The organism is Shewanella frigidimarina (assembly GCF_003797125.1).
In the GTDB taxonomy this organism is placed as follows: domain Bacteria; phylum Pseudomonadota; class Gammaproteobacteria; order Enterobacterales; family Shewanellaceae; genus Shewanella; species Shewanella frigidimarina.
Map to the genome: position 1 here is coordinate 875803 of NZ_RKKE01000003.1, position 23006 is coordinate 898808.

Sequence of the window (23006 nt, forward strand, 5' to 3'; positions counted from 1 at the left end):
AACCACATTGATGACTGAACGCCTTTCAATACAGAATACCTGAAAGTATCTAGAAAATCAGCTACCAGTTTTAGCCGCGACTAGTGAGTAATGAATCGACAATACCATACTCAACAGCTTGAGTAGCACTCATGAAGTTATCACGGTCGGTATCGCGTTCAATAATATCTAAAGGCTGGCCAGTATGTTCCGCTAACATTTGGTTTAATTTATTTTTAATACCAAGAATTTCTTTTGCATGAATTGCTATGTCTGATGCTTGACCTTGGAAGCCACCTAATGGCTGATGGATCATCACACGAGAGTTAGGTAAGCAATGACGTTTACCTTTAGCACCACCAGCTAGCAAAAATGCGCCCATACTCGCAGCTTGACCCATACATACGGTACTCACATTAGGCTTAATGAACTGCATTGTGTCATAAATAGCCATGCCAGCTGTGACAGAGCCACCAGGTGAGTTAATGTACAAATATATATCTTTATCTGGGCTTTCAGACTCAAGGAATAATAATTGAGCAACAATGAGGTTAGCCATGTGTTCTTCTACCTGGCCAACTAAAAAGATCACTCGCTCTTTTAATAGGCGAGAGTAGATATCATAAGAACGTTCACCTTTCGCTGTTTGTTCAACAACCATTGGAACAAGAGCGTTGAGTACTGATTCTGGTGCATTATGCATTATTCATTTCCCTAAAATAAAAATGGCCCGCATGAGGAACCTCATACGAGCCATTATAAATGGCGAACGACCTGTTAAGTCAAGCTTAGCTTACGCTCGTCCGGTAGCCTTGTTCATAAATTCTTCAAAAGCAACGTCTTTAACGGTTACTTTTGATGATTTTAACAATGCTTCCACCGCTTGCTCTTCAAGCGCTACGTTGCGCATGTTTTGCATGAGTTCTTTGTTTGAGTTGTAGTATGAAACAACTTCAGATGGATCTTCATACGCTGAAGCCATAGATTCGATCAATGTATTAACACGATCATCTTCTGCTTTTAGCTCGTTTGTCTTGATCACTTCGCCTAATAGCAAACCAATTTTAACACGACGCTCAGCTTGTTCAGTGAAAAGTTCAGCCGGAAGTTCAGGCATATTTTCAGTTTGACCACCAAAACGCTGCATAGCTTGTTGACGAAGTACATTCACTTCACCCTCAACAAGTGCTTTAGGAATAGCGATATCGTTTGCTGCTAGTAAACCTGTAATAACCTGCTCTTTCACATTCGCTTTTAACGCCTGCTCAAGTTCACGAGTCATGTTTTTACGGATTTCAGCTTTAAGTGCATCTAAGCCACCTTCAGCAATACCAAACAATGAGGCAAATTCATCATTCACTTCTGGCAGGTTAGCCGCTTGAACTTCAGTCAACGTAATAACGAACTTAGCCGCTTTACCTTTCAAGTTTTCAGCATGGTAATCTTCAGGGAAAGTCACTTCGATTTCGAATTCATCACCTGTTTTATGCCCTACGATACCGGTTTCAAAACCAGGGATCATACGGTTGCTGCCTAATTGAAGTTCGAAATCATCAGCTTTTCCGCCTTCGAATTCTTCGCCATCAATAGAACCAATAAAGTTCATTTTAACTTTATCGTCAGCAACTGCTGCACGTTCAACAGGTGCAAAAGTTGCATGTTGTTTACGTAATGTTTCAATCATAACATCAACGTCAGCATCATTAACTTCAGCTTTAGGCTGTTCAACTGCAATGCTATCTAAACCCGTTAGAACAACTTCTGGGTAGATTTCAAATGTTGCAACGAATTCAAAAGAATCACCTTCAGTTGAACCAGGAGTAAATACTGGCGCACCTGCAGGGTTTAACTTTTCAGCTACGATAGCTTCAATAAAGTTGCGTTGCATCACTTCACCAGTGATGTCTTGACGAATGGCTTTGCCATAACGCTTGTTGATTTCGCCGATAGGCACTTTACCTGGGCGGAAACCTGGAAGACGAGCACGCTTAGCTTCGCGCAATACATTGTCTTTAACCAATTTCTCGATTTGCTCAGCAGGTACAGAAATAGTTAGGCGACGCTCTAGGCCTTGAGTTGTTTCAACAGAAACTTGCATTGTTTTACCTCGAAATATGTCTGACGTTCTTTGTAATGGTCGACAACTCAACCATTCGATATTCGTTTCTTGACCATGAATTTAGCTCTGATACCCAGCACAGCGATATTATTGATGCTGAAGACGCTGTTGGTACAGATAGCTTATTTTTGATATTTATCAAGACGCGACATTATAGCTACCGTTTTTAACAGAGTCGAGCCTGAAAAGGTCGATTTACATGATAAAAAAGCCGACTTATGTTCAATTTTGATGTGTTTGCACGTTTAATGTGCGAAATGAGTTTTTGACTTACGCTCAAAAAGCTTAGCAGCAAAACAATTATCGTGACTAAACCAAACCTATCACACCCATTAAAGGGTATTTATACGATAATTTGATTTAATCAGAAAAATGGGGTGACTGATGGGGCTCGAACCCACGACAACCGGAATCACAATCCGGGACTCTACCAACTGAGCTACAATCACCATTGAAATGGTACACCCGGCAGGATTCGAACCTGCGACCACCCGCTTAGAAGGCGGGTGCTCTATCCAACTGAGCTACGGGCGCATGGTTACAGTTAGATACTGCATCCTGTCTGGCTGAACAAGTTTACTTGTTCTGTTACTCACTGCAAGAGCAAATAACATTAATTTGGTCGGTGATAGAGGATTCGAACCTCTGACCCTCTCGTCCCAAACGAGATGCGCTACCGGGCTGCGCTAATCACCGAAAATCTTACGTTGTTTTCGAAACACATATTATCTATAAACAATAACGATGTTGTCCCGAGAACGGAGCGCATATTAACGAGTCACTTTGCTATCGTCAACGATTTTTTTAACCCTAAATGCTATATGTCGAATTTAACAGCAAAAATCGTGATTAGCATCATAGCGCGAATAGTTTATTCACTGTATTTTCCACGTCTAGCAAATGACACCCTTCAATACGCCTGCTAGAATAACGGCCGATCGACAATTGACTTCAACACCTGCGTCACTCAAAGGAAACTCTACAGCCATGACTGCTCAAATTATTGACGGTAAAGCCATTGCACAATCTATTCGCACCACACTAAAACAAAAAGTAACACAACGTAGACAAGCTGGATTTCGCGCGCCAGGACTTGCGGTTATTTTAGTGGGCAGTGATGCCGCATCTCAAGTCTATGTTGGCAGTAAACGTAAAGCTTGTGAGGAAGTCGGTTTTGAATCTCAATCTTTTGACCTTGACACCGAGACAACCGAAGCAGAGCTATTAGCGCTAATCGATGAGTGTAATGCCAATCCAAGCATTGATGGGATTTTAGTACAGCTACCTTTGCCCGCTCATATTGATGATTCAAAAGTCATTGAACGTATTCGCCCAGATAAAGATGTTGATGGTTTTCATCCCTATAATGTTGGCCGTTTAGCTCAACGCATCCCAGTGCTCCGCTCTTGTACGCCGATGGGTATTATGACGTTAATCAAATCAACCGGTATAGATACCTATGGTCTTGATGCTACTGTAGTAGGTGCGTCGAATATTGTTGGCCGCCCAATGACACTAGAATTATTATTAGCAGGTTGCACAACAACAACCTGTCATCGTTTTACCAAAAACTTAGAACAAAAAGTGCGTCAAGCAGATTTATTAGTAGTTGCCGTTGGCAAACCTGGATTTATTCCTGGTGACTGGATCAAGCCAGGCGCGATTGTAATTGATGTTGGTATCAATCGTTTGGAGAACGGCAGTTTAGTGGGTGATGTTGAATTTAATGTTGCCGCTGAAAAGGCTGCATTTATTACGCCGGTTCCTGGTGGAGTTGGCCCAATGACGATAGCAAGTTTATTAGAGAACACCCTATACGCATGCGAGCAGTATCATAGTTAACTAAATCTCAGATAAGCTAATCTCAGATAAGCAAACAATGCTGATTAATAAAAACAAAAGCCTGCTATTGCAGGCTTTTGTTTTTATACTTGAAGTAAACTACTTTTTACGCCAAGTCGTGCCGCTAGGGCCGCCATCTTCTAACTCAACGCCTAACTCGTTTAAGCGATCGCGGGCCACATCCGCTGCTGGCCAATCTTTTTCAGTACGAGCACGGTTACGCTCAACGATAAGCGCTTCAATTTCTGCCACTTCATCGTCACTGCCCTCCCCCTTAAAGAAAGCTTCTGGCGTCTGGCTGATAAGGCCAAGCACATCTGCTAATTGCTTCAAGCTGACACCTAATGCCGATGCCGCTGCCATATCGGTTGTTTTAAGACGATTGATTTCACGTACCATCTCAAATAACACTGAATAGGCTTCAGGAGTATTAAAGTCATCATCCATTGCCGACTTAAACTTGGCTACAAACGCTTCAGCAGGCGCAACATCAACTGTTAAGTCTAAACCTTTAAGCGCAGTGTATAAACGCTCTAGCGCTGCACGAGCTTGCTTTAAATTGTCTTCAGAATAATTTAACTGACTACGATAATGACCAGATAATAAGAAGTAACGTACAGTTTCAGCATCATAATGCTTAAGCACATCTCGAATGGTAAAAAAATTGTCCAGTGATTTAGACATTTTTTCACGGTCAACCATCACCATTCCGGTGTGCATCCAGTAATTAACATACGGGGTATCGTGAGCACAGCAAGACTGTGCAATTTCATTTTCATGATGTGGAAACTGTAAATCAGACCCGCCACCATGAATGTCAAAGTGTAAACCTAGATGTTTACTGTTCATGGCTGAACACTCAATGTGCCAACCTGGGCGACCTGGTCCCCAAGGTGATTCCCACGTTGGTTCACCCGGTTTAGACATTTTCCATAACACAAAATCCATAGGATTGCGTTTAGCATTATCTATCTCAACGCGAGCACCGGCTTGAAGCTGGTCTAGGTTTTGACCTGACAACTGTCCGTACTCAGGGAATGATGCAACGCTAAATAATACATCCCCATTACTGGCTACGTAAGCATGATCGCGATCGAGTAAACGCTGAACCATATCGATAATTTCTTCAATATGTAACGTTGCTCGAGGCTCAAAATCTGGACGTTTCATGTTCAAGGCATCAAAATCTTGGTGCATTTCGGCGATCAAACGCTCAGTTAGCGACTCACAAGATTCGTTGTTTTCAGCCGCCCGTTTGATAATTTTGTCATCAACATCGGTAATGTTGCGCTGAAAATTCACCTCATAACCGATATAACGTAAATAACGCACTATCATGTCAAACGAAACAAAGGTACGCCCATGACCAATATGACATAAATCGTAAATGGTTACGCCACAGACGTACATTCCGATTTTACCTGGATTTATTGGTTTAAATTCTTGTTTATCACGGCTAATACTATTGTAAATCTTTAACATCGATTGTTCTCTTTTACACTAATTTATAACGGGAAATGTTATCGCTGAGTCTAACATGATGTCACCTGTTTTGAACACTGCACTTTATGCGGCAGTTAAGATAAGTTAGAATCGCGCAAATTATTATTTTCAAGTGAGACAACATGATTACTTTACATACCAATATGGGCGATATTACTTTACAGCTAAATGAAGAAAAAGCGCCAATTACAGCGGCTAACTTTATGCAGTATGTTGAAGATGGTTTTTTCGAGGGTACTATTTTTCACCGTGTTATTGACGGTTTTATGATCCAAGGTGGTGGTTTCACTGAAGATATGAGCCAGAAAAGTGTTAAAGCATCAATCAAAAATGAAGCCAACAATGGTTTATCTAACCGTAAAGGCACAGTTGCCATGGCGCGTACTTCTGATCCGCACTCAGCAACAGCACAGTTTTTCGTTAACGTAAAAGACAATACTTTCCTTGATTTTAAATCAGAAACTTCACAGGGCTGGGGTTATTGTGTATTTGGTGAAGTGGTTGAAGGCTTAGACATTATTGAAACAATCAAAAATGTTGCCACTGGTAATAATGGTATGCATCAAGATGTACCATTAGAAGCCATTGTGATCAAAAGCGTTAGCGTTAAAGCGTAATTTTGAAGAAAACAATCTTTGTAGGCGATTTGCACTTAAGTGCAGATCGCCCAGATATTACTCAAGCCTTCATCTATTTCCTAAACCATGGTTTAGACAATACTGAAGCGCTTTATATCATCGGCGATCTATTCGAAGTTTGGATGGGTGATGATATTGCAGAATCCTTTACCATTGCCATCGCAGAAGCCATCAAAACAGTATCGAATTCAATACCTGTATATTTTACTCATGGTAATCGTGACTTTATGGTTGGCAAACAATTTTGCCTACGAGCGGGCATGAAAATATTGCCTGAAGTGTATTGTATCAACTTGTACGGTGTTAACACTGTGATTTTACACGGTGATAGCCTTTGTACCCTTGATATTGCTTATCAGCGATTCAGACGCTTTCGAAGTCTTGATATAGTGCGTTGGGTTTACTCCCACCTACCTAAAAAGACACGCTTAAACATTGCGGCAAAAATTCGTCAAAAAAGTGTTCAAGGTAATCAACAAAAACATTACGAAATCATGGATGTTGAGTCAAGTGCTGTTACTGCGCTATTGGCAAGTACTGGTTGTCAAAGAATGATCCATGGTCATACTCATCGCCCAGCTATTCATCAACTCACCGCACAAGAACAACGTGTTGTGGTCGGTGATTGGTATACTCAAGGCAGCGTGCTAAACGTCAGCGAGAAAGGTTGCGAGTTAGTAACATTGCCCTTTTCCGAAACAAACTAGGCTCACTAAACAGTATCAACGTTGATATCATCAGTGAGTCTTGGCTTATATCGCGCACTTGTTGGTTATTGTGGCGGTAAACCGCTGTGAAAACGAAACTCGCTATCTTCTGTCAAAATTAATTCCATTTCTTTGTTGCGAAAATAATCAATCCGTTCACTGATATCTTCACCTGCAATATCCTCAGCAAGAGCCAAATAGTCTTGAAAATGTCGAGCTTCTGAACGAAGTAATGAAGTATAGAACTTGGCGAGCTCATCATCTAAGTGCGGCGCAAGTTTGGCAAATCGTTCACATGAACGCGCTTCGATAAACGCGCCAATTATTAACTTATCAATTAACGTAAGTGGCTCATGAGTCCGCATATGAATAATTAACTGTTTGGCGTAACGACCAGCACGAATATTACTGTAATCGATGCCACGCGCAGTCATAATTTGTAAAACTTGTTCAAAGTGATGAAACTCTTCTTTAATCAAACGCACCATTTTACTCATTAAATCAGTGCTATTAGCGAGACTTTTATTGGCCACTAATTCACTAGTAATGTCATTCTTTTTGCTATCTCGAGCTAAAAATTCATGAGCATTTCGGTCTTGTTGATAAACGAAATCTTCATAAGGCTTTGCCCAGGTCTTTAATAGATGTGAACTACTTTTATCAATCGCATATTTGCGGATCATTAACATTGCAGTTTGTGCAGCTTTAAGTTCACAGTTGCAATGATCAATCAGTAATGCAGTGAGTTGTTCGGGTTGTTTAGCTTGTTCGACCCAACGGTTTGGCGTCTCACAACCTAAAAAGTTGTAAATAGGGACAAGTAATTGCTGCATAAAATGGATAATCCTTTCAAAAATATAGGTTCATTTTACCTTTAGAGCGATCTTTTCTGAAGCCAAAAACGTAATACAACTTGACGAAAGTCTAATTATGTTCAATAAATAAGCTGAGCATCTAATTTAACGATTTAATAACAGATGCCATCGATCACCTTAAATGATGATTCTAAATTGGGATAGAGTCATAACTTAACAACATAGATGTTGGCAATGGAACCCTCTCAGTGTTATGCCAACACCATTCCCCTGTTGATAAGTAGATGTGGACTGATTAAGGCGATTGGTAAAAAGCTGTAGTCAGTTCGTCGTTGTTTGGCGAGCTAGGTCAAAAATGCTAAACAAGGATAACTATAATGGTATTGAATCACTTAATGGGACTTTACACTCATCCAAAAAAAGAGTGGCACACAATTGAAAAGAATCACGAAGCGCTAAAGAGCAGCTTGAGTCATGTATTGCTTATCGCACTGATCCCTGCAATTTGTGCTTATTTTGCGACAGCACACATTGGTTGGCATCCCGGAGCCGGAGAGCTTCTGTTTCTAACATCAAAAAGCGCACTATTCATGTCTGTTGGAATGTATTTCGGCTTGATTATTGGCGTTATGGCTCTTGCTTATCTAGCATATTGGATGGGCAAAACATTTGATGCTGATCCAACTTATACTCAAGCTCTCGAATTAGCGTCCTATACTGCAACCCCATTATTTATGGTTGGTTTAGCGGCACTCTACCCCGTGTTATGGTTCATTATGATAGTCGGTTTGATTGGCTTGTCTTATTCCGTTTATCTACTGTATGCAGGTGTTCCTATTATTATGAATATCCCTGAAGAAAAGGGTTTTATTTACGCTAGCTCAGTGGTTACTGCAGGTCTTGTACTATTAGTGGCACTGATGGCAAGTAGTGTCATTTTATGGAGTATTGGCTTCGGGCCGATGATGCAATAATTTATTGATTATTGAAAAATAAAACAAAAAAGGCGCATTTAGCGCCTTTTTGTTATTCATAATGCTGATTACGCAAAGGTATCTCTTAACGGTACCGTTAAGTTAAACACTAAATGTTCAGCGCTTGAATCTTTACTGTCTGCACAGAAATAGCCTTCTCGTTCAAATTGAAACGCTTTCTCAGCCGGAGCATTGACTAAGCCAGGTTCAACGAGTCCCTTCACTACTGTGAGTGAATTGGGATTTAGCACTTCATCAACAGTTTCAAAAGCAGCAGGATTTTCACTGGTAAATAAACGGTCATACAAACGAAACTCAGCAGGTTTCGCTGTTGAGGCTTCAACCCAATGAATAACCCCTTTAACTTTACGTCCATCAGCAGGGTTTTTACCTAAAGTATCTGCATCGTAAGTACAATAGACTGTAGTAATATTACCATCGGCATCTTTGTCACAACGTTCAGCTTTAATAATATAAGCATTACGTAAACGGACTTCTTTACCTAAAACAAGTCGTTTAAAGTGCTTATTAGCTTCCTCTTTAAAATCTTCAACATCAATGAATAACTCTCGTCCAAACGTCAGTTCACGCGTGCCCATGGCTTCATTATTTGGATGAGCAGGTGCTGTAATAGTTTCAGGCTGTGCATCTGGGTAGTTTTCAATAACAACTTTAATCGGTCTTAATACTGCCATTGCACGAGGTGCATGTTCATTTAATTCTTCGCGAATACACGCATCTAACATGCCGACTTCAATTAAGTTTTCTTGCTTGGTAACACCAATACGTAAGCAGAACTCGCGAATAGAAGCTGATGTGTAACCACGACGACGTAACCCTGCGATAGTTGGCATACGGGGATCGTCCCAGCCATCAACCAATTTACGTGTGACTAAATCGTTTAGTTTACGCTTAGACATCAAAGTGTATTCAAGATTTAAGCGTGAAAACTCATATTGACGAGTGCGATTTGGCGCTTGGAAATCATTTAAATGATCTAATACCCAGTCATATAAACGACGGTTATCTTGAAACTCTAAAGTACATATCGAATGAGTGATATTCTCAATAGCATCAGAGATACAATGAGTAAAATCGTACATTGGGTAAATGCACCACTTGTCGCCTGTTTGATGATGATGAGCAAATCGGATACGATAAATAATAGGATCGCGCATACACATAAAGGGTGATGCCATATCAATTTTGGCACGCAGAGCACATTCACCTTCTTTGAACTCTCCCTTACGCATTTTTTCAAATAACGCGAGATTTTCTTCAACACTGGTGTCACGGTATGGGCTGTTTTTACCCGGCTCTTTTAATGAACCGCGGTACTCTCTGGTTTGTTCGCCATTTAAGAAGCAAACGTACGCTAAGCCTTTGGTAATGAGCTCAACTGCATATTGATGTAGTTGATCAAAATAGTTTGATGAATAACGGATATCGCCAGACCATTCAAAGCCTAACCAACGCACGTCTTCCTGAATAGACTTAACATAATTGATGTCTTCTTTTTCAGGGTTTGTATCATCAAAACGTAAGTTACATTGACCTTGGTAATCTTTTGCAATACCAAAATTTAAGCAAATAGATTTAGCATGGCCAATATGTAAATACCCGTTAGGTTCTGGTGGAAAACGTGTATGTACTTGGCTGTGCTTACCGCTTTTTAGGTCTTCGTCTATGATATTACGAATGAAGTTACTTGGACGTACTTCGGTGTCCACATGACTCATGGAATTCCTCTTGGCGCACAATGGCAATATGAATAAAAATAGATGATCCTACAGATCTTATGTAGTTACAACTGCTAGTACCGAAAAAGTTAGCTTGTTAAAGCAAATAAACCCAGCAAAGCTGGGTTTATTGTTTAATTCAAACATATTTCAGTTAACTATTCTGTGACAATTCGTATTCCAGGAATAATTTGTTGTGCTTTACGACCTTTCTTATTTAACCAGAAATAAAACACAACCAAAGCCATGACAAAGAAACTGATCCAACTAGCAGACTGTACCGGATGCTGATTAAATGTAGCCCCTTGGTAAACCACTGTTGCTGAACCATATGCTAAAGAAAATGTCCAAATTGCAGCAAAACGGGCCCACTTCGCACCAAATTCATGAACCAAGGCCCCCATCGCTGCTACACAAGGTGTATAAAGCAAGATGAACAACAAGTATGAGAATGCGGCTATCTGGCTTTTAAAGCCTGTTTGAAGCGCACTGAAGGTAGATGTATCAACAGATAACTCCATTGCTGCTTCATCTAAATCTGTGATACCTGCTATCGCAATTGATAATGGGTCACCAGGTTCAATACCTAATAAGTTTGTTGGAATTGTCGCTAAGCCGACTTTAACACTGTCCCAAATAGACAATAACTCTTCATCATCACCTGCTGAGGTGCTATATAAACTGTTTAATGTACCGACTACGGCTTCTTTAGCAAAAATACCGGTAATAATACCAACGGTTGCAGCCCAATTGTCTTGTTCTATTCCCATAGGAGAAAACAGCGGTGTGATTTGTTGGCTAGCAACACTGAGCAAAGACTCTTTACTGTCTTCATGGCCAAAAGATCCATCTGTGCCAATTGCATTAACAAAGTTAAGCAGTGTCACAACAATAATGATGGTTTTACCAGCGCCCATAATAAAGCTTTTAGTTCGTTTTGTTGTACGTGAAAATACTGCTTTGCTTTTAGGCATTTCGTAGCTTGGCAATTCCATAACAACGGCACTGCTTGTTCCTGGTAATACTGTTTTACGCAGTAACAAACCTGTGCCAATCGCGGCAAAAATGCCAATAATATACAGTAAAAACACCAAATTTTGGCCTGATTGAGGGAAAAATGCCGCTGCAAATAACGCATAAACAGGCAGTCGAGCACTACAAGACATGAAAGGCGCCATCATTCCAGTAACGATACGTTCACGCTCGCTGCCTAATGTTCTGGTAGCCATAATGGCAGGAACCGAACAGCCAAAACCAACAATCATCGGCACAAAAGCTTTACCTGGTAAGCCAATACGACGCATCAAGCCGTCGACAACAAACGCTGCCCGAGCCATATATCCAGATGCTTCAAGTACTGAAAGAGCAAGAAATAATGCAGCAACAACAGGAATAAACGTCGCGACAGTTTGGATACCTTGCCCTACACCGCCAGCTAAAATAGTCACAAGCCAATCAGGCGATCCCATTGACGACAGTAAGACACCAAAATGGTCAACAAAAATAGCCCCAGCAGTAATATCGAAGAAATCGATAAAAGAATTACCCACGTTAATACTGAATAAAAACATTAGGTACATAACAAATAAGAAAATAGGGATACCTAATACCGGGTGTAACACTACTTTATCAAGCCTATCTGTGGCGCTTATATGTTTCCCTTGATTTACTGATGCTTCAAACACCTGCTGTACAAAATCGTAACGGGTTGTGGCGATCATAATATCGATGTCTTCGCCTGCTTGTTCGACTCGTAAAGTACATTGCTTTACCGTGTCATGTAATTGTACTTCACTCGTACCACAACCATTTCCATGGCTATTTGCTAAAATAGCAAGCGCTTGCCCACGGCTTAACGCCGTGAGGCCTTGGCTATCATTTTGCATCTGTAATGCAGTTACACTGGCTTCAATATCGGTATGATACTGGAGCATTAACGATTTTGTTGAGTCACCTTTTTCCAATAGTGACATTAACTCTGCCTGTAGTTGTTCTACATCGGCTTTACTTCGTGAACAAATAGCAACAACAGGACAACCTAAACGTGCTGACATGTCGTCAACATTAATGTTGATCCCAAGTTTTTTAGCAGCATCGATTTTGTTAATAACAACAATAATCGGAATACCTAACTCACGTAATTGGGTAGTTAAATATAGATGACGTTCGACATTTGTGGCATCAACTAGGTTGATGATTGCATCCACTTGTTGATTAGAAAGATAAGCCTGAGCAATCTGCTCGTCCAATGAACAATCGCAGCTATTACCTGCAGGGAGTAGATCGTAGATGCCAGGGAGATCGGTGAGAAAAATATCAGTCCCTGAATAATTTAGCTTACCGGTTTTCTTTTCGACGGTAACACCCGACCAATTGCCAACCTGCTGGCTAGCACCAGTAAGTGCATTAAAAAGAGTCGATTTACCTGCATTGGGATTACCCACGGTGACACAGTGAAATTGTTTAGTCATTTTTGAGCACTACCTCGATGATATCGGCTAAATCACAACGCATACATAATTTACTTCCACGTAAATCTAATTCAACACCTGACCCCATAGGAGCTCGTCGTATAAAATGAAAACGGGTGTTGGGTGTAATGCCCATGGATAACAATTTACGTTTAACAGTTTGCGGTAACGTTAATTGACCGATTTCAGAGATAATAGCCTGATCACCTGGCTTAAGTTCACTCAGCTTCATGTAACACTACCTTCAACAACATTAATAACGTTAAAAATTTTATCGGAACTAAACAAGTTAAACTCAAATCTAGATCAAAGTTTCACTTGTTAACGAGAATAGTTTTCAGTTGTATTACGTATTATGTGACAAATGCCCGTTAGAATATAGTGCAACTAAGATTTTATTTTTATTTTGAAGTAAAATTGGCTCAATAATGATTATGTTCTCTGGGCGGTCAACAACCCCATATAACAATCATCGGACCATTTACCATCAACACAGTTATTCTGTTTTAGTGTCCCTTCCAGAACAAAGCCCACCTTCTCTAATACTTTTCGCGAAGCAGTATTTTCATGAGCGCAAATACCAATGTATTTATGCATACTGAATTGTAGTGCCCCCCAATCGGTTACCGCGAGCAAGCTTTCACTGGCAAACCCTAATCCTTGCTGTTCTGGCGCAATTAAATAACCTACTTCAGCCCGCCTTAGCTGTGCATCATCACATCTAAAACCAATAAGTCCCACGGCCTGACTATTATCAATTCGCTCAATAACAAGCGTTAACCAATCTCCTGACTCAAAAAGCCATACAGCTTTACGCTGCTCAAATTTAGCGACTATATCTAATTCAGGTTCAATACTTCGAATATATTGATTAACATCTTTATCAAGATGTAAGCGAAGAAAAAAATCCCAATCCCTGCTCTGTAAATTTCGTAATTTAAGCCGATCACTATAAAGATTTATATCCATATACCCTCTTTTTAATACATAAAAATGGCAGCCTAAGCTGCCATTTTTATGTCACTCACTCAATATTGACTAGCCGCGACTAGTCACTTCAAGTAAATGAAAACCAAATTGTGTTTTTACTGGCCCTTGAACAACATTTAATGGTGCACTAAATACCACTTCGTCAAATTCTTTAACCATCATTCCTGGTCCAAAAGAACCTAGTTCACCACCTTGCGCACCAGACGGACAAGAAGAATTTGCCTTGGCTACGTCAGCGAAATCAGCACCAGCTTCGATTTGTTGCTTGAGTGATTCACATTGTTCTTGAGTGCTTACGAGTAAGTGTCTAGCAGTTGCTTGTACCATAATTTGGCTCCTAAAATATAATAAAATAAAAATGTAACACTAACATAACGACAGAACGATGACATACTTAAGTCATCGTTCCTTTTACGGTATTTATTTTGCTAATTCAGCTTTTATCCAATCAGCGATTTTATTTTCCATCACCGCCATTGGTAACGACCCTGACGTGAGCAACTGATCATGAAAACCCTTTAAGTCAAATTTATCACCCAAAGCTTTCTCTGCATCTGCACGTAAGCGCAAAATAGTTAACTGGCCAACTTTATAAGATAGCGCTTGACCAGGTATAGCCATGTAACGCTCTACTTCTGCAACAATATCGGACTCCGCCATTGGAGAATTATCTTTCATGTATTGAATAGCTTGTTCGCGACTCCAGCCTTTCGCATGAAGTCCAGTGTCAACGACTAACCGCATTGCTCTTAACATTTCATCTGATAACTTACCAAAGTACTGATATGGATCATTAAATACGCCCATCTCAATGCCTAAATACTCTGCATACAACGCCCAACCTTCTTCAAACGCAGTGTAACCCTGGAAGCGCTGAAACTGTGGGACGTCGGTTAACTCTTGTTTAATCGCAATCTGAAAATGATGACCTGGAGCGGCTTCGTGCAATGATAGGGTTGTCATGCCCCATTTAGGTTGTGCTTTTAAGTTGTAAGTATTGATATAAAATACACCTGGGCGTGAACCGTCCACAGCAGGTGATTCATACGATGCACCAGCGGCAGATTTCTCACGAAAACTCTCTACGGGCTTAACAATGTAATCCGCTTTAGGCATTACATTAAAATACTGAGGTAACACTTGATTTATATGATCTTTAATTGCCATATAACCATCAATCAAATCTTGTCTGTCAGTAAAAAAGTACTGTGATTCTGAAGATAAGGAGGCAAAAAATGCGGTTAAATCACCTTTAAAACCAACTTGCTCTCTCACCTTGTCCATCTCGGATAAAATACGTGCAACCTCAGACAAACCAATTTGATGTATTTCATCCACTGATAAAGTTGTTGTTGTGTGGCTATTAGCTAAGTGTTGATACCAATCTTTACCATTTGGTAAACCCCACCAACCATCTGAAGCTCGTGAACTGGGTAAATACACATTTTTTACATAGTCACGTAACTGAGTCAATGCCGGTAATAGCTCAGAATCAATAAGTTGAGAGTATTCTTTGGTTAATTGTGCTTTTTGTTCAGCTGTAAAACTTTCAGGCAGTAAATTAATTGGGGAATAAAAAAAACTGCTCTGTGCATCAGTAACAAGTTGGGCATCCAACTGAGGAATAATCCGCTCGACAAGCACTCGTGGTAATACAACTTTACTTGCAATACCTTCATCCATACGTTGCTGTACAAGTTTAGTCCAGTTAATAAACCCACGTAAGCGACTTAACCAATTTTGATAATCTTCAACAGTCTTAAATGGTTGAGCACTTTCTCCACTACCCAACTGGACCATTGTGAATACTGTGCTATAAAATTGATTAATAGGTAAAAAGTACTCAGGATAAGTTTCTCCAATAAGCTCCATGTTACGATCATAAATAAACATGTCGTAACTGAGTTTAAGTGATGCAGGAAGTTTATCAACATCAATTGTTTTAGCTTGACTAAAATAATGGCTATTTAAATCATGACGAGCCTTTAAATACTCCTCAGTTAATGCACCACCGAATTGGTCGTTATAGTCATTGACTCCCACAAAGGTGGCGTAAATCGGCTCAAGCTTTAATTGATCATTAAAAAAATTATCGACCATCGCCAAATACTGCTCTGAGGCAGACTGAAGCATCACGGCAGCACTAGATTCGGCGGTGGTTTCAGGCGCAGATGAGACAGTAGTGGCTTCAGAACAACCTTGAGCGGCCAATAATAAGGACACAGTCAATGCTAGCAATGTTTTATTCATTTTTATATTCCTTAACACAATTTCACTCACGCCTTATTAGCGTGTCGATTTATCTCAGTGTAACTATTTAATCTCGATAAAAATATGACTCTGTTATTACTCTTATGAGACCTGCTATTAGGGTTCATTACCAAGTAATTGTATGCTAATTAGAAGAGGAGTTACCTCACAATCCAATAATGCTTATCTATGCCTGACGTAAATTCGATTGCACAACATAAGCTCTCACTCATACAGCCCGCCAATGTCGACTTAAGTGTATAAGGGACACTTAAATCGAGTTTGCTCGTTCTGGATAGTTGATTTCCTAATATGCGATATCATTACAATGTGCCACATGACTAAGCAGACATAATCATTTCACTTATTGTATCTTTGCATTACGGTTCATGAAACTAAACTTTAACAAATACACACTATCTAACAATTTATTGATTTAGAACATCAGTCAATACGTTTAATTCACGAAATCGAAGCCATTAATAAGACAAAATATTTAACCTAGATAAAGAAAAAAATGTATTAGTAGTTTTCTTGTGCAAATAAAAAAGCCCCTAAAAAGGGGCTTTTTAAATCAAGCTTAAGTTAAAGCGTTACGTTGTGAATACGAGCTTTTTCTTTGATGTAAGAAATATAGCTCTTAGCACTACGTTCAGTCTTTTTATCATTAGCAGCAAGAACAGCTCGGTTATAAGCAGACTTGTACTTTTTAAGGCTCAAGTATGCTAAAGCTAGCTCAAATTGAGCTTCACCCGGGTTATCAATACCTGCATCAAGTGCTTTTTTAAGCACAGGAATAGCATCATTGTATTTTTGTTCTAAAGCAAGAATACGACCTTGTTTTAAATACAGTTCACCCTTATTACTAACTGCAGCAGCTTTGCCATAATAGTAAGCAGCTTCTTTTAGCTCTTTAGCATTATGATAAAAACCAGCGAGTGTAGTTAAGCTCTTCTCGTTTTCAGCAACTAAACCAGACTTCATGTGCTTTTCAAAAATGGTAGCAGCTTTGTAAGGCGAACCTTTTTGCGCTAACAATTGAGACAAACGAGTAATATTACTGTCAGTCTCTAAAAAGCCATTTTTATATGCTAAATCATATGTTGCAAGTGATTTATCATAGTCTTCAGTCATCAAGTAAAACTGAGCTAACTGAACCCAGAGACGTTTGTCGTCTTGGAACAAAGGCACCATAGTTTCTAATACTTTTACGGCTTCTTTGTACTTTTTCTGGTTAAAGTAAGCGGTTAACTTCATCTGATACAGACCTTTATCAGGCGATTCAGCTAAAGATAAACCTTTGTCAGCGACTTGTAGTACTTTATTCCAATCTTTTAACTCAGTGTAGGCAATACCAATTCGACGATACATTTGAGCATCTGCCTTACAGGTAAAATCCATCCACTTGTAATAATATGGAATCGCTTCTTTAAACTTTTTCTCTTGTAGTAACAAATCAGCATACAAACGCATTGTTGCAGCATGATCTGTACCACCAAGAATGTCAGCATCAACAGCAGTCTTCAAATATTTGATTGCTGTCTTCATCTGACCTTTTTCGGCATAGAAGTTACCTAACATACGATCGACATACGCTTTGTCGAAGTCGTTTTTAGCATTAGCCTCAAGCAATATTGCAATTGCTTGGTCTAAATTTCCTTCAGTATATGCTCCAAAAGATTTTTGTACTTTTTTTGCAGCGCTTTCGCCAACGGCACGAGATTGACGCTTGTCAATCTCACACTTTTCCGCAGCAACTACAGTGTTAGACAATAATGCACTTCCACAGACGGAAAGTAATAACGCTGTAGCGATACTAGTAACTTTACGCATTATCTACCTCCCTTCTCTAGTGTGAAGTCAAGTTGTACTGTCATACCACTTTGTCTTAATGGCTTGCCATCGACAATTTTCGGCTTGTATTTCCATTTTTTCAATGCGCGAATCGCTTCACGATCGAATAAACGCTTAGGTTCAGCTTTGATAACAGAAACGTCATCAACACCACCTAGTTCGTTAATTGTAAAGGTAAGTTGAACCCAACCCTCTTTACCATCACGAGCTGCAGCAATTGGATACTGAGGCTCAATACGAACAATAGGAGTAGCATCACCATCACGAGTCATCATGTTACCAAGCTTAAAACCAGTACTTGGTCCACCAGATTCGATCCCACCCATATTGAACGCCATATTAGTGTCAATATTAGATGATGAATCAGGCGGAGTAGTATCCGGCTTCGGTGGCTGCTCCGGTGGTGGAGGTGGCTTAGGTGTAACCCTTGGTTTTTTCTGTGCCTTCGAATCCTGTTTATCCATCGTAATTTCAATAACAGGGGATTCCGCTGATTCGCCGTTGCGTTGTGCGCCGCCGCCGACCAGGAAAGCCATGAAAGCAAACAGCCCAAAAGTCACTGCAGCACCAATGATTATTGATACGAGTGCTCTTAGCATATTACTCATTCCCCGCTGATACTGAAATTTTATCGATACCTGCAGCTTTAACGTTATCAAGCACTTTTACGACTAAACCATGTAAAGCGTCTTTGTCTGCTTGGATCAGTACAGCTGCTTCAGGTGCTTCCGCCAACATACGTTCTACGTTTGCAGTTACACGTTCGATATCAACCTGACGGTTTTCCATCATAATGACACCAGTTTTGCTGATACCAATAAAGATGTTCGCCGAAGGTTTAGACGTAGCCTGTGACGCTTTAGGCTTGTTGTAGTCTAAGCCTGATGGCTTAACAAACGATGTTGTTACAATAAAGAAGATCAGCATGATAAACACGATGTCTAGCATCGGGGTCATATCAATTTGCGCTTCCTCTTCCATAGTGGAATGCTTCTTACGTGCCATGTTCAATCTCTCTCTAGTGGTGAGGCATGCTGTCTTTTAGCTTTTCTAAACTGATTCTCATTTTTGAGTCTAAACGTGTGCTAAAGAAAACACCCGATAGAGCTGCAACCATTCCTGCCATTGTCGGCATTGTGGCCATTGAGATACCAGCGGCCATTAAACGAGCATTACTCGTCCCCTGAACTGCCATCACATCGAATACTGAAATCATACCGGTTACAGTACCTAATAGACCAATCATTGGACAAATGGCTACTAAGGTTTTGATTAACAGCATACGTGCATTCAAATCTTGCTTCGCTTGGGATACCCAAGCTTCACGGATACGGTGAGCATGCCAAGAAGTTGTTTCTTCTCTTGCTTCCCATGAGGCGATAACGGCTTGATGTTGTTTTGGTGATATCCAATTTAGATACCAATAACGTTCAAGCATTAACACCCACATTAGGAATAGCACTGCTGCAACCAGCCAGAGGACATCGCCTCCGGAGGCCATGAAGCCCCTGACGGAATCCCATACGTCCATCAGGATTAGCATCATTAGTCAGCCCTCTTCTCAGCATGTTCTGCAATGATACCGGCACTTTGTTCTTCAAGAACTTGAACAATAGACTTACTACGAGCAACTACAATTGCATGTAATAACATTAGAGGCAATGCAGCAATAAGACCTTGAACGGTAGTAATAAGCGCCATTGAAATACCACCAGCCATCAATTTAGGGTCACCAGTACCGAACAATTGAATAGATTGGAAGGTTGCGATCATACCGGTAACTGTACCCAATAGACCCATCATAGGAGCAATAGCAGCGATAACTTTGATGATTGAAATACGAGCTTCTAAAGCAGGCGTTTCTTTTAAGATTGCTTCATCAAGTTTTAGCTCAAGTGTTTCAACATCAACATCTTTATTTGACTGGTATACTTTTAGGATACGACCTAAAGCGTTGTTACCAGGATTTTCGATGTTTTTACGTTGGCTATTAACTTTAGCGCCAATAATAGTTAGAGTCACTAAACGCTCAATAGCAATTAATGCACCTAAAGCTAACAAGGCAAGAATGATGTAACCAATAGTTCCACCGGCTTCTAAACGATCTTCTAAACTAGCTTTGTTAGTAAAGATGTTCAGTAGCACGCCACGAGCTGGATCTATATAGAAAGGAGCAACACCTGAAGTAGTATTTTCCCACGATCCAACTGCGCTAACCTGATAACCTTCTGGTTGCTGTGATAACTGTTGAATTAAACCAAGTTCAGGTTTGTAAACAACATATTTACCTTCAGCAGTTAAGTTGAAAGGACCTACACGGTGAATTGCAGTATTTACTACGTTGCCGTCGATAGCAGTAACATCACCATCAAATTTAACAACTTTACCTGACTCAACCATTTCAAATAACTGTGCTTCCCAAAATTGTTCTAACTCTTCAATTTTAGGCAGTGATTTACGTGCACCCAATTCAGCAATAAAGGTGTCACGACCAGGAAACTGAGCACTGATGTTAGACGCAGCTAACTTACCAGCGAAATCACCAGCTTCACCTTTAACAACACCAAACATTTCACCCAAGTCACCTTGAGCAGTTTTTAAATCTTCTTCTAACTGAGCAATTTTACGCTCGTTATCCAAGAATGCTTGGTTCAAATCTTTACCGCGTTGCTTTTCAGCAGACAAGGCATTTTTTTCACGCTTAAGTAATTCAGCTTTATCGCCACGTTCCGCTTGAAATTCTCTTTCACGCTTAGCGTTTGTCTTACCTTCGTTAGCTCGGTCGGCTTTAACTTGCTGTAACAGTTGACCGATAGTTTTTGGTGCATCTGCAGCAGAAACCATACCAGCTGTTAAAGAGAAAGTTGCAGCCACTAGCACTGATGTAATTAACTTCTTCATTATTGTGCAGTCTCCGCAGCAGGGATTGGTAATGCGAATAGGTCAAGAGCGCCTTGCTTACGAGCAATGCGGATACCTTTTGTAATATCACGTAGGTAGCTATCGTCTAACTTATTCCAAGACTTCGCATCTGGGTCGTACATCCATGCGATTTTCTGATCCAAGCTTTGTGCATAAAGTGCAACTCGGCCTAAATTGAAGAAATCAACGAGTACTTCTTTACCATCTAAATTTAACTTACCAGTATGAACCGATACAAAGCTACCGTACTCACGCTCAATGCTATAAGCATCAAGGATTAGACGGTATTTTTCTGCCAATGTGACTTCTGCAGTATCAAGGATATCTTTTAAATTTTTAACACGATTCTGACGAGTTTCAATGTTAAATGGTAAATCTAAATTTACGAACTGCTCTAAAGCGTCAACCATTTTAAACATTAATGGCACAACACCCTGGCGAAGTTTATCTACGCCGTTGATATCAGTTTGAATTAAATCAAGTGAATTTTGTTGATCAGCTACCAAGCCTGCAACGTAATCATTGTATGACTTCAATGATTCACGTTCATCAGCAACGCTGCCATACTCAAAAAGCATGTCTTGTGCTTGGTCAAAATATTTGTCGACTTTCTGTTGCGACGCAGCTGAAGCAGCATTAAGGCTGCTATCGGCTTTTTGAACGTCAGCTAGAGGATCTGCAACAACGAAGTTGCTGCCAGCTAAAGCCAGAGCGCCAACAAGTGCAGTAGCGATTTTTGTTCTATTGCTTACCTTGGACATAGTTCCCAACCAATTTGAAGTGAATTAAAAAGTTCAACTTTGCAAAATAACCATGATCTAAAATTGTTAATCAATGTTACTTCAACTAAGCACGTCTTTTTCTTGTGATTGTTAGTTTTTCTTCCCTTTTCTACGCCTATTAAAGCGTAGACCCGTTGGCATCATTTCACAAAATGTTGACCTATGTCAACATTTGCAAAGTTTAAAAACTTGTGGAAAGAGCAGTTAGAGGCGTTAATGTTGTCGAAAGGTTAATAAATAAACGTCTTCAACATAAATGTATCATAATTTAATGCTAAGCTAAAAAAAATAATTCTTTTTATTCAGTGGGTTATAAAAAGATGTCAATCCAATAATACTCTCTATTTAGCTTATTCATCATTACTAAATAAATTTTGAACCATGTAAATACCAACCTAAGACTTCATTTTGTTCATTTTTTAATACTTTGAGTTCATTTAAAATCATATTGTTTTGGTGGAATTTAGCTATAAATGTTGCCAATTTAGTTTCATCAAATGCAGCATTAACCAACTCTGTTAATCGTAGCCTTAACGTATCCATTTGTATTGTAATAAATTCAATAAATTCTAACTTTTTTGTAACAGGCCAAAATAATCCAGCTTTAAAAAATTGAGCAACGAAACGCATTAAATCACAATCCTGAGCTGCTGCCTCATCAAACATGACTAACAATTTAATCAAGTGATTAATTTCCGCTCTAATCTGTTCACATTGAAGGTCTTTCTTAATTCGCTCAACATCTTCTTGATTGCTGACATTGCCCATGGCATTTGCCATTTTACCTAAACAATTAATTAATAAATTGACTTCATCTTTATCAATTAACGTCAAAATTCTTCTATTTCGATTAAGGATCATTGAACGATTATGATGACAAACAATGACAAACTGACCATCATCCTTTAATACTCTAGTCGCTTCTTCGAGTGACTGCTCAATATTTGAATACTCAAAACCAAATTGAGATATATAAAGATCAACAGAGTTAGGTTCAAAAGGAAGCTGTTCGCAGCGAGTGCTAGACATTAAAGCGATGTCTATATTTTGATTATTGTTACTTACTGAGTTGGCTAAACTGACTTCAGCTAAATCAACACCAATAATCTTACCGGTTAGATCACTTGTAGATAACCCGTCACGTAATAACAGCGGTAACGAGCCATTACCCGTGCCAACATCGACGACCAAAAAATTTTCTGTAAGCCCATCGAACACCAGTTCCCACACATTTTTCAATACACCTTCATAATTACCTGATAATGCTTCACCGAATGACGTTGTGTGTCCTTGCTGCCAATATTCACTCCAGTGACTATTCATGTAAACTCCTCAATTAATCACATCATATTGTTATAATACACCAAGTAAAAAGGCCCCCGAAGGAGCCTTTCTTATATCTAATTAATGACTAATTAGTA

Annotated in this window: 21 protein-coding genes and 3 tRNA genes; 4 read left to right on the plus strand and 20 right to left on the minus strand. The window is 39.8% G+C overall.

Features of this window, described 5'->3' with window-relative positions:
- Nucleotides 1-70: 70 nt before the first annotated feature.
- The 5 genes from clpP to EGC86_RS13255 form a co-directional block, all read right to left on the minus strand.
- Nucleotides 71-682: an ATP-dependent Clp endopeptidase proteolytic subunit ClpP gene (gene clpP, locus EGC86_RS13235; RefSeq protein ID WP_011638046.1), complete on the minus strand. Its 612-nt coding sequence runs from the start codon at nucleotides 680-682 to the stop codon at nucleotides 71-73.
- Between the two features lie 90 nt (nucleotides 683-772).
- Complete coding sequence (gene tig / locus EGC86_RS13240) at nucleotides 773-2077, minus strand: trigger factor (RefSeq protein ID WP_011638047.1); 1305 nt, start codon at nucleotides 2075-2077, stop codon at nucleotides 773-775.
- Between the two features lie 394 nt (nucleotides 2078-2471).
- Nucleotides 2472-2547, minus strand: a tRNA-His gene (locus tag EGC86_RS13245).
- Nucleotides 2548-2555: 8 nt separating this feature from the next.
- Nucleotides 2556-2632, minus strand: a tRNA-Arg gene (locus EGC86_RS13250).
- Between the two features lie 85 nt (nucleotides 2633-2717).
- Nucleotides 2718-2794: transfer RNA gene (locus tag EGC86_RS13255), tRNA-Pro, on the minus strand.
- A gap of 291 nt (nucleotides 2795-3085) precedes the next feature.
- Here EGC86_RS13255 and folD point away from each other — a divergent pair.
- Nucleotides 3086-3940 carry a bifunctional methylenetetrahydrofolate dehydrogenase/methenyltetrahydrofolate cyclohydrolase FolD gene (gene folD, locus EGC86_RS13260; RefSeq protein WP_011638048.1) on the plus strand — a complete coding sequence of 285 codons (855 nt, stop codon included), beginning with the start codon at nucleotides 3086-3088 and terminating at the stop codon, nucleotides 3938-3940.
- A gap of 99 nt (nucleotides 3941-4039) precedes the next feature.
- On the opposite strand, the gene cysS is transcribed toward folD, so the two are convergent.
- Nucleotides 4040-5422: a cysteine--tRNA ligase gene (cysS, locus tag EGC86_RS13265; RefSeq protein WP_123777859.1), complete on the minus strand. Its 1383-nt coding sequence runs from the start codon at nucleotides 5420-5422 to the stop codon at nucleotides 4040-4042.
- Nucleotides 5423-5565: 143 nt separating this feature from the next.
- Between cysS and EGC86_RS13270 the strand changes: the two genes are divergently transcribed.
- Both EGC86_RS13270 and EGC86_RS13275 read left to right on the plus strand, forming a co-directional pair.
- A complete protein-coding gene (locus tag EGC86_RS13270; RefSeq protein WP_011638050.1) occupies nucleotides 5566-6060 on the plus strand; it encodes a peptidylprolyl isomerase in 495 nt (164 codons plus the stop codon).
- 2 nt (nucleotides 6061-6062) lie between these two features.
- Nucleotides 6063-6788 carry a UDP-2,3-diacylglucosamine diphosphatase gene (locus tag EGC86_RS13275; protein WP_102036466.1) on the plus strand — a complete coding sequence of 242 codons (726 nt, stop codon included), beginning with the start codon at nucleotides 6063-6065 and terminating at the stop codon, nucleotides 6786-6788.
- A 65-nt stretch (nucleotides 6789-6853) separates the two neighbouring features.
- Here the strand turns inward: EGC86_RS13275 and miaE are convergent, their stop codons facing one another.
- Nucleotides 6854-7621, minus strand: a complete 768-nt coding sequence (gene miaE, locus EGC86_RS13280) for a tRNA isopentenyl-2-thiomethyl-A-37 hydroxylase MiaE (RefSeq protein WP_123777860.1) — start codon at nucleotides 7619-7621, stop codon at nucleotides 6854-6856.
- A 359-nt stretch (nucleotides 7622-7980) separates the two neighbouring features.
- Between miaE and EGC86_RS13285 the strand changes: the two genes are divergently transcribed.
- Entirely contained in the window at nucleotides 7981-8577 is a 597-nt protein-coding gene (locus tag EGC86_RS13285) for a Yip1 family protein (protein ID WP_011638064.1), read from the plus strand.
- Between the two features lie 68 nt (nucleotides 8578-8645).
- Here EGC86_RS13285 and glnS read toward each other — a convergent pair whose 3' ends face one another.
- The 13 genes from glnS to EGC86_RS13350 form a co-directional block, all read right to left on the minus strand.
- A complete protein-coding gene (glnS, locus tag EGC86_RS13290; protein WP_102036464.1) occupies nucleotides 8646-10316 on the minus strand; it encodes a glutamine--tRNA ligase in 1671 nt (556 codons plus the stop codon).
- Nucleotides 10317-10474: 158 nt separating this feature from the next.
- Nucleotides 10475-12787, minus strand: a complete 2313-nt coding sequence (gene feoB, locus EGC86_RS13295; protein WP_011638066.1) for a Fe(2+) transporter permease subunit FeoB — start codon at nucleotides 12785-12787, stop codon at nucleotides 10475-10477.
- Nucleotides 12780-13019 (minus strand): FeoA family protein, encoded by a 240-nt coding sequence (locus EGC86_RS13300; protein ID WP_011638067.1) that lies wholly within the window; start codon nucleotides 13017-13019, stop codon nucleotides 12780-12782. The genes feoB and EGC86_RS13300 overlap by 8 nt, the downstream gene beginning before the upstream one ends.
- Before the next feature lie 200 nt (nucleotides 13020-13219).
- Nucleotides 13220-13756, minus strand: a complete 537-nt coding sequence (locus EGC86_RS13305; RefSeq protein ID WP_123777861.1) for a GNAT family N-acetyltransferase — start codon at nucleotides 13754-13756, stop codon at nucleotides 13220-13222.
- A gap of 69 nt (nucleotides 13757-13825) precedes the next feature.
- Entirely contained in the window at nucleotides 13826-14104 is a 279-nt protein-coding gene (locus EGC86_RS13310; RefSeq protein ID WP_101087820.1) for a peptidylprolyl isomerase, read from the minus strand.
- 93 nt (nucleotides 14105-14197) lie between these two features.
- Entirely contained in the window at nucleotides 14198-16027 is a 1830-nt protein-coding gene (locus EGC86_RS13315; protein WP_123777862.1) for a DUF885 domain-containing protein, read from the minus strand.
- A 585-nt stretch (nucleotides 16028-16612) separates the two neighbouring features.
- Nucleotides 16613-17860: a tetratricopeptide repeat protein gene (locus EGC86_RS13320; RefSeq protein WP_123777863.1), complete on the minus strand. Its 1248-nt coding sequence runs from the start codon at nucleotides 17858-17860 to the stop codon at nucleotides 16613-16615.
- Nucleotides 17860-18480: an energy transducer TonB gene (locus tag EGC86_RS13325; RefSeq protein WP_011638072.1), complete on the minus strand. Its 621-nt coding sequence runs from the start codon at nucleotides 18478-18480 to the stop codon at nucleotides 17860-17862. The genes EGC86_RS13320 and EGC86_RS13325 overlap by 1 nt, the downstream gene beginning before the upstream one ends.
- 1 nt (nucleotide 18481) lies before the next feature.
- Nucleotides 18482-18886, minus strand: a complete 405-nt coding sequence (locus tag EGC86_RS13330) for an ExbD/TolR family protein (protein WP_011638073.1) — start codon at nucleotides 18884-18886, stop codon at nucleotides 18482-18484.
- A gap of 13 nt (nucleotides 18887-18899) precedes the next feature.
- Complete coding sequence (locus EGC86_RS13335) at nucleotides 18900-19427, minus strand: MotA/TolQ/ExbB proton channel family protein (RefSeq protein ID WP_011638074.1); 528 nt, start codon at nucleotides 19425-19427, stop codon at nucleotides 18900-18902.
- Nucleotides 19427-20782, minus strand: a complete 1356-nt coding sequence (locus EGC86_RS13340; RefSeq protein WP_011638075.1) for a MotA/TolQ/ExbB proton channel family protein — start codon at nucleotides 20780-20782, stop codon at nucleotides 19427-19429. Before EGC86_RS13340 ends, EGC86_RS13335 begins: the two co-directional genes overlap by 1 nt.
- On the minus strand, nucleotides 20782-21564 hold the full coding sequence (locus EGC86_RS13345) for a DUF3450 domain-containing protein (protein WP_123777864.1): 783 nt from the start codon (nucleotides 21562-21564) through the stop codon (nucleotides 20782-20784). Before EGC86_RS13345 ends, EGC86_RS13340 begins: the two co-directional genes overlap by 1 nt.
- Before the next feature lie 384 nt (nucleotides 21565-21948).
- Nucleotides 21949-22908 (minus strand): class I SAM-dependent methyltransferase, encoded by a 960-nt coding sequence (locus tag EGC86_RS13350; RefSeq protein WP_123777865.1) that lies wholly within the window; start codon nucleotides 22906-22908, stop codon nucleotides 21949-21951.
- Between the last annotated feature and the right edge of the window lie 98 nt (nucleotides 22909-23006).

Excerpts from the sequence above, each read along its gene's own strand:
- clpP (WP_011638046.1), bottom strand. The coding sequence starts at position 682 with ATGCATAATGCACCAGAATCAGTACTCAACGCTCTTGTTCCAATGGTT.
- tig (WP_011638047.1), bottom strand. The coding sequence starts at position 2,077 with ATGCAAGTTTCTGTTGAAACAACTCAAGGCCTAGAGCGTCGCCTAACT.
- folD (WP_011638048.1), top strand. The coding sequence starts at position 3,086 with ATGACTGCTCAAATTATTGACGGTAAAGCCATTGCACAATCTATTCGC.
- cysS (WP_123777859.1), bottom strand. The coding sequence starts at position 5,422 with ATGTTAAAGATTTACAATAGTATTAGCCGTGATAAACAAGAATTTAAA.
- EGC86_RS13270 (WP_011638050.1), top strand. The coding sequence starts at position 5,566 with ATGATTACTTTACATACCAATATGGGCGATATTACTTTACAGCTAAAT.
- miaE (WP_123777860.1), bottom strand. The coding sequence starts at position 7,621 with ATGCAGCAATTACTTGTCCCTATTTACAACTTTTTAGGTTGTGAGACG.
- EGC86_RS13285 (WP_011638064.1), top strand. The coding sequence starts at position 7,981 with ATGGTATTGAATCACTTAATGGGACTTTACACTCATCCAAAAAAAGAG.
- glnS (WP_102036464.1), bottom strand. The coding sequence starts at position 10,316 with ATGAGTCATGTGGACACCGAAGTACGTCCAAGTAACTTCATTCGTAAT.
- feoB (WP_011638066.1), bottom strand. The coding sequence starts at position 12,787 with ATGACTAAACAATTTCACTGTGTCACCGTGGGTAATCCCAATGCAGGT.
- EGC86_RS13300 (WP_011638067.1), bottom strand. The coding sequence starts at position 13,019 with ATGAAGCTGAGTGAACTTAAGCCAGGTGATCAGGCTATTATCTCTGAA.
- EGC86_RS13305 (WP_123777861.1), bottom strand. The coding sequence starts at position 13,756 with ATGGATATAAATCTTTATAGTGATCGGCTTAAATTACGAAATTTACAG.
- EGC86_RS13310 (WP_101087820.1), bottom strand. The coding sequence starts at position 14,104 with ATGGTACAAGCAACTGCTAGACACTTACTCGTAAGCACTCAAGAACAA.
- EGC86_RS13315 (WP_123777862.1), bottom strand. The coding sequence starts at position 16,027 with ATGAATAAAACATTGCTAGCATTGACTGTGTCCTTATTATTGGCCGCT.
- EGC86_RS13320 (WP_123777863.1), bottom strand. The coding sequence starts at position 17,860 with ATGCGTAAAGTTACTAGTATCGCTACAGCGTTATTACTTTCCGTCTGT.
- EGC86_RS13325 (WP_011638072.1), bottom strand. The coding sequence starts at position 18,480 with ATGCTAAGAGCACTCGTATCAATAATCATTGGTGCTGCAGTGACTTTT.
- EGC86_RS13330 (WP_011638073.1), bottom strand. The coding sequence starts at position 18,886 with ATGGCACGTAAGAAGCATTCCACTATGGAAGAGGAAGCGCAAATTGAT.
- EGC86_RS13335 (WP_011638074.1), bottom strand. The coding sequence starts at position 19,427 with ATGATGCTAATCCTGATGGACGTATGGGATTCCGTCAGGGGCTTCATG.
- EGC86_RS13340 (WP_011638075.1), bottom strand. The coding sequence starts at position 20,782 with ATGAAGAAGTTAATTACATCAGTGCTAGTGGCTGCAACTTTCTCTTTA.
- EGC86_RS13345 (WP_123777864.1), bottom strand. The coding sequence starts at position 21,564 with ATGTCCAAGGTAAGCAATAGAACAAAAATCGCTACTGCACTTGTTGGC.
- EGC86_RS13350 (WP_123777865.1), bottom strand. The coding sequence starts at position 22,908 with ATGAATAGTCACTGGAGTGAATATTGGCAGCAAGGACACACAACGTCA.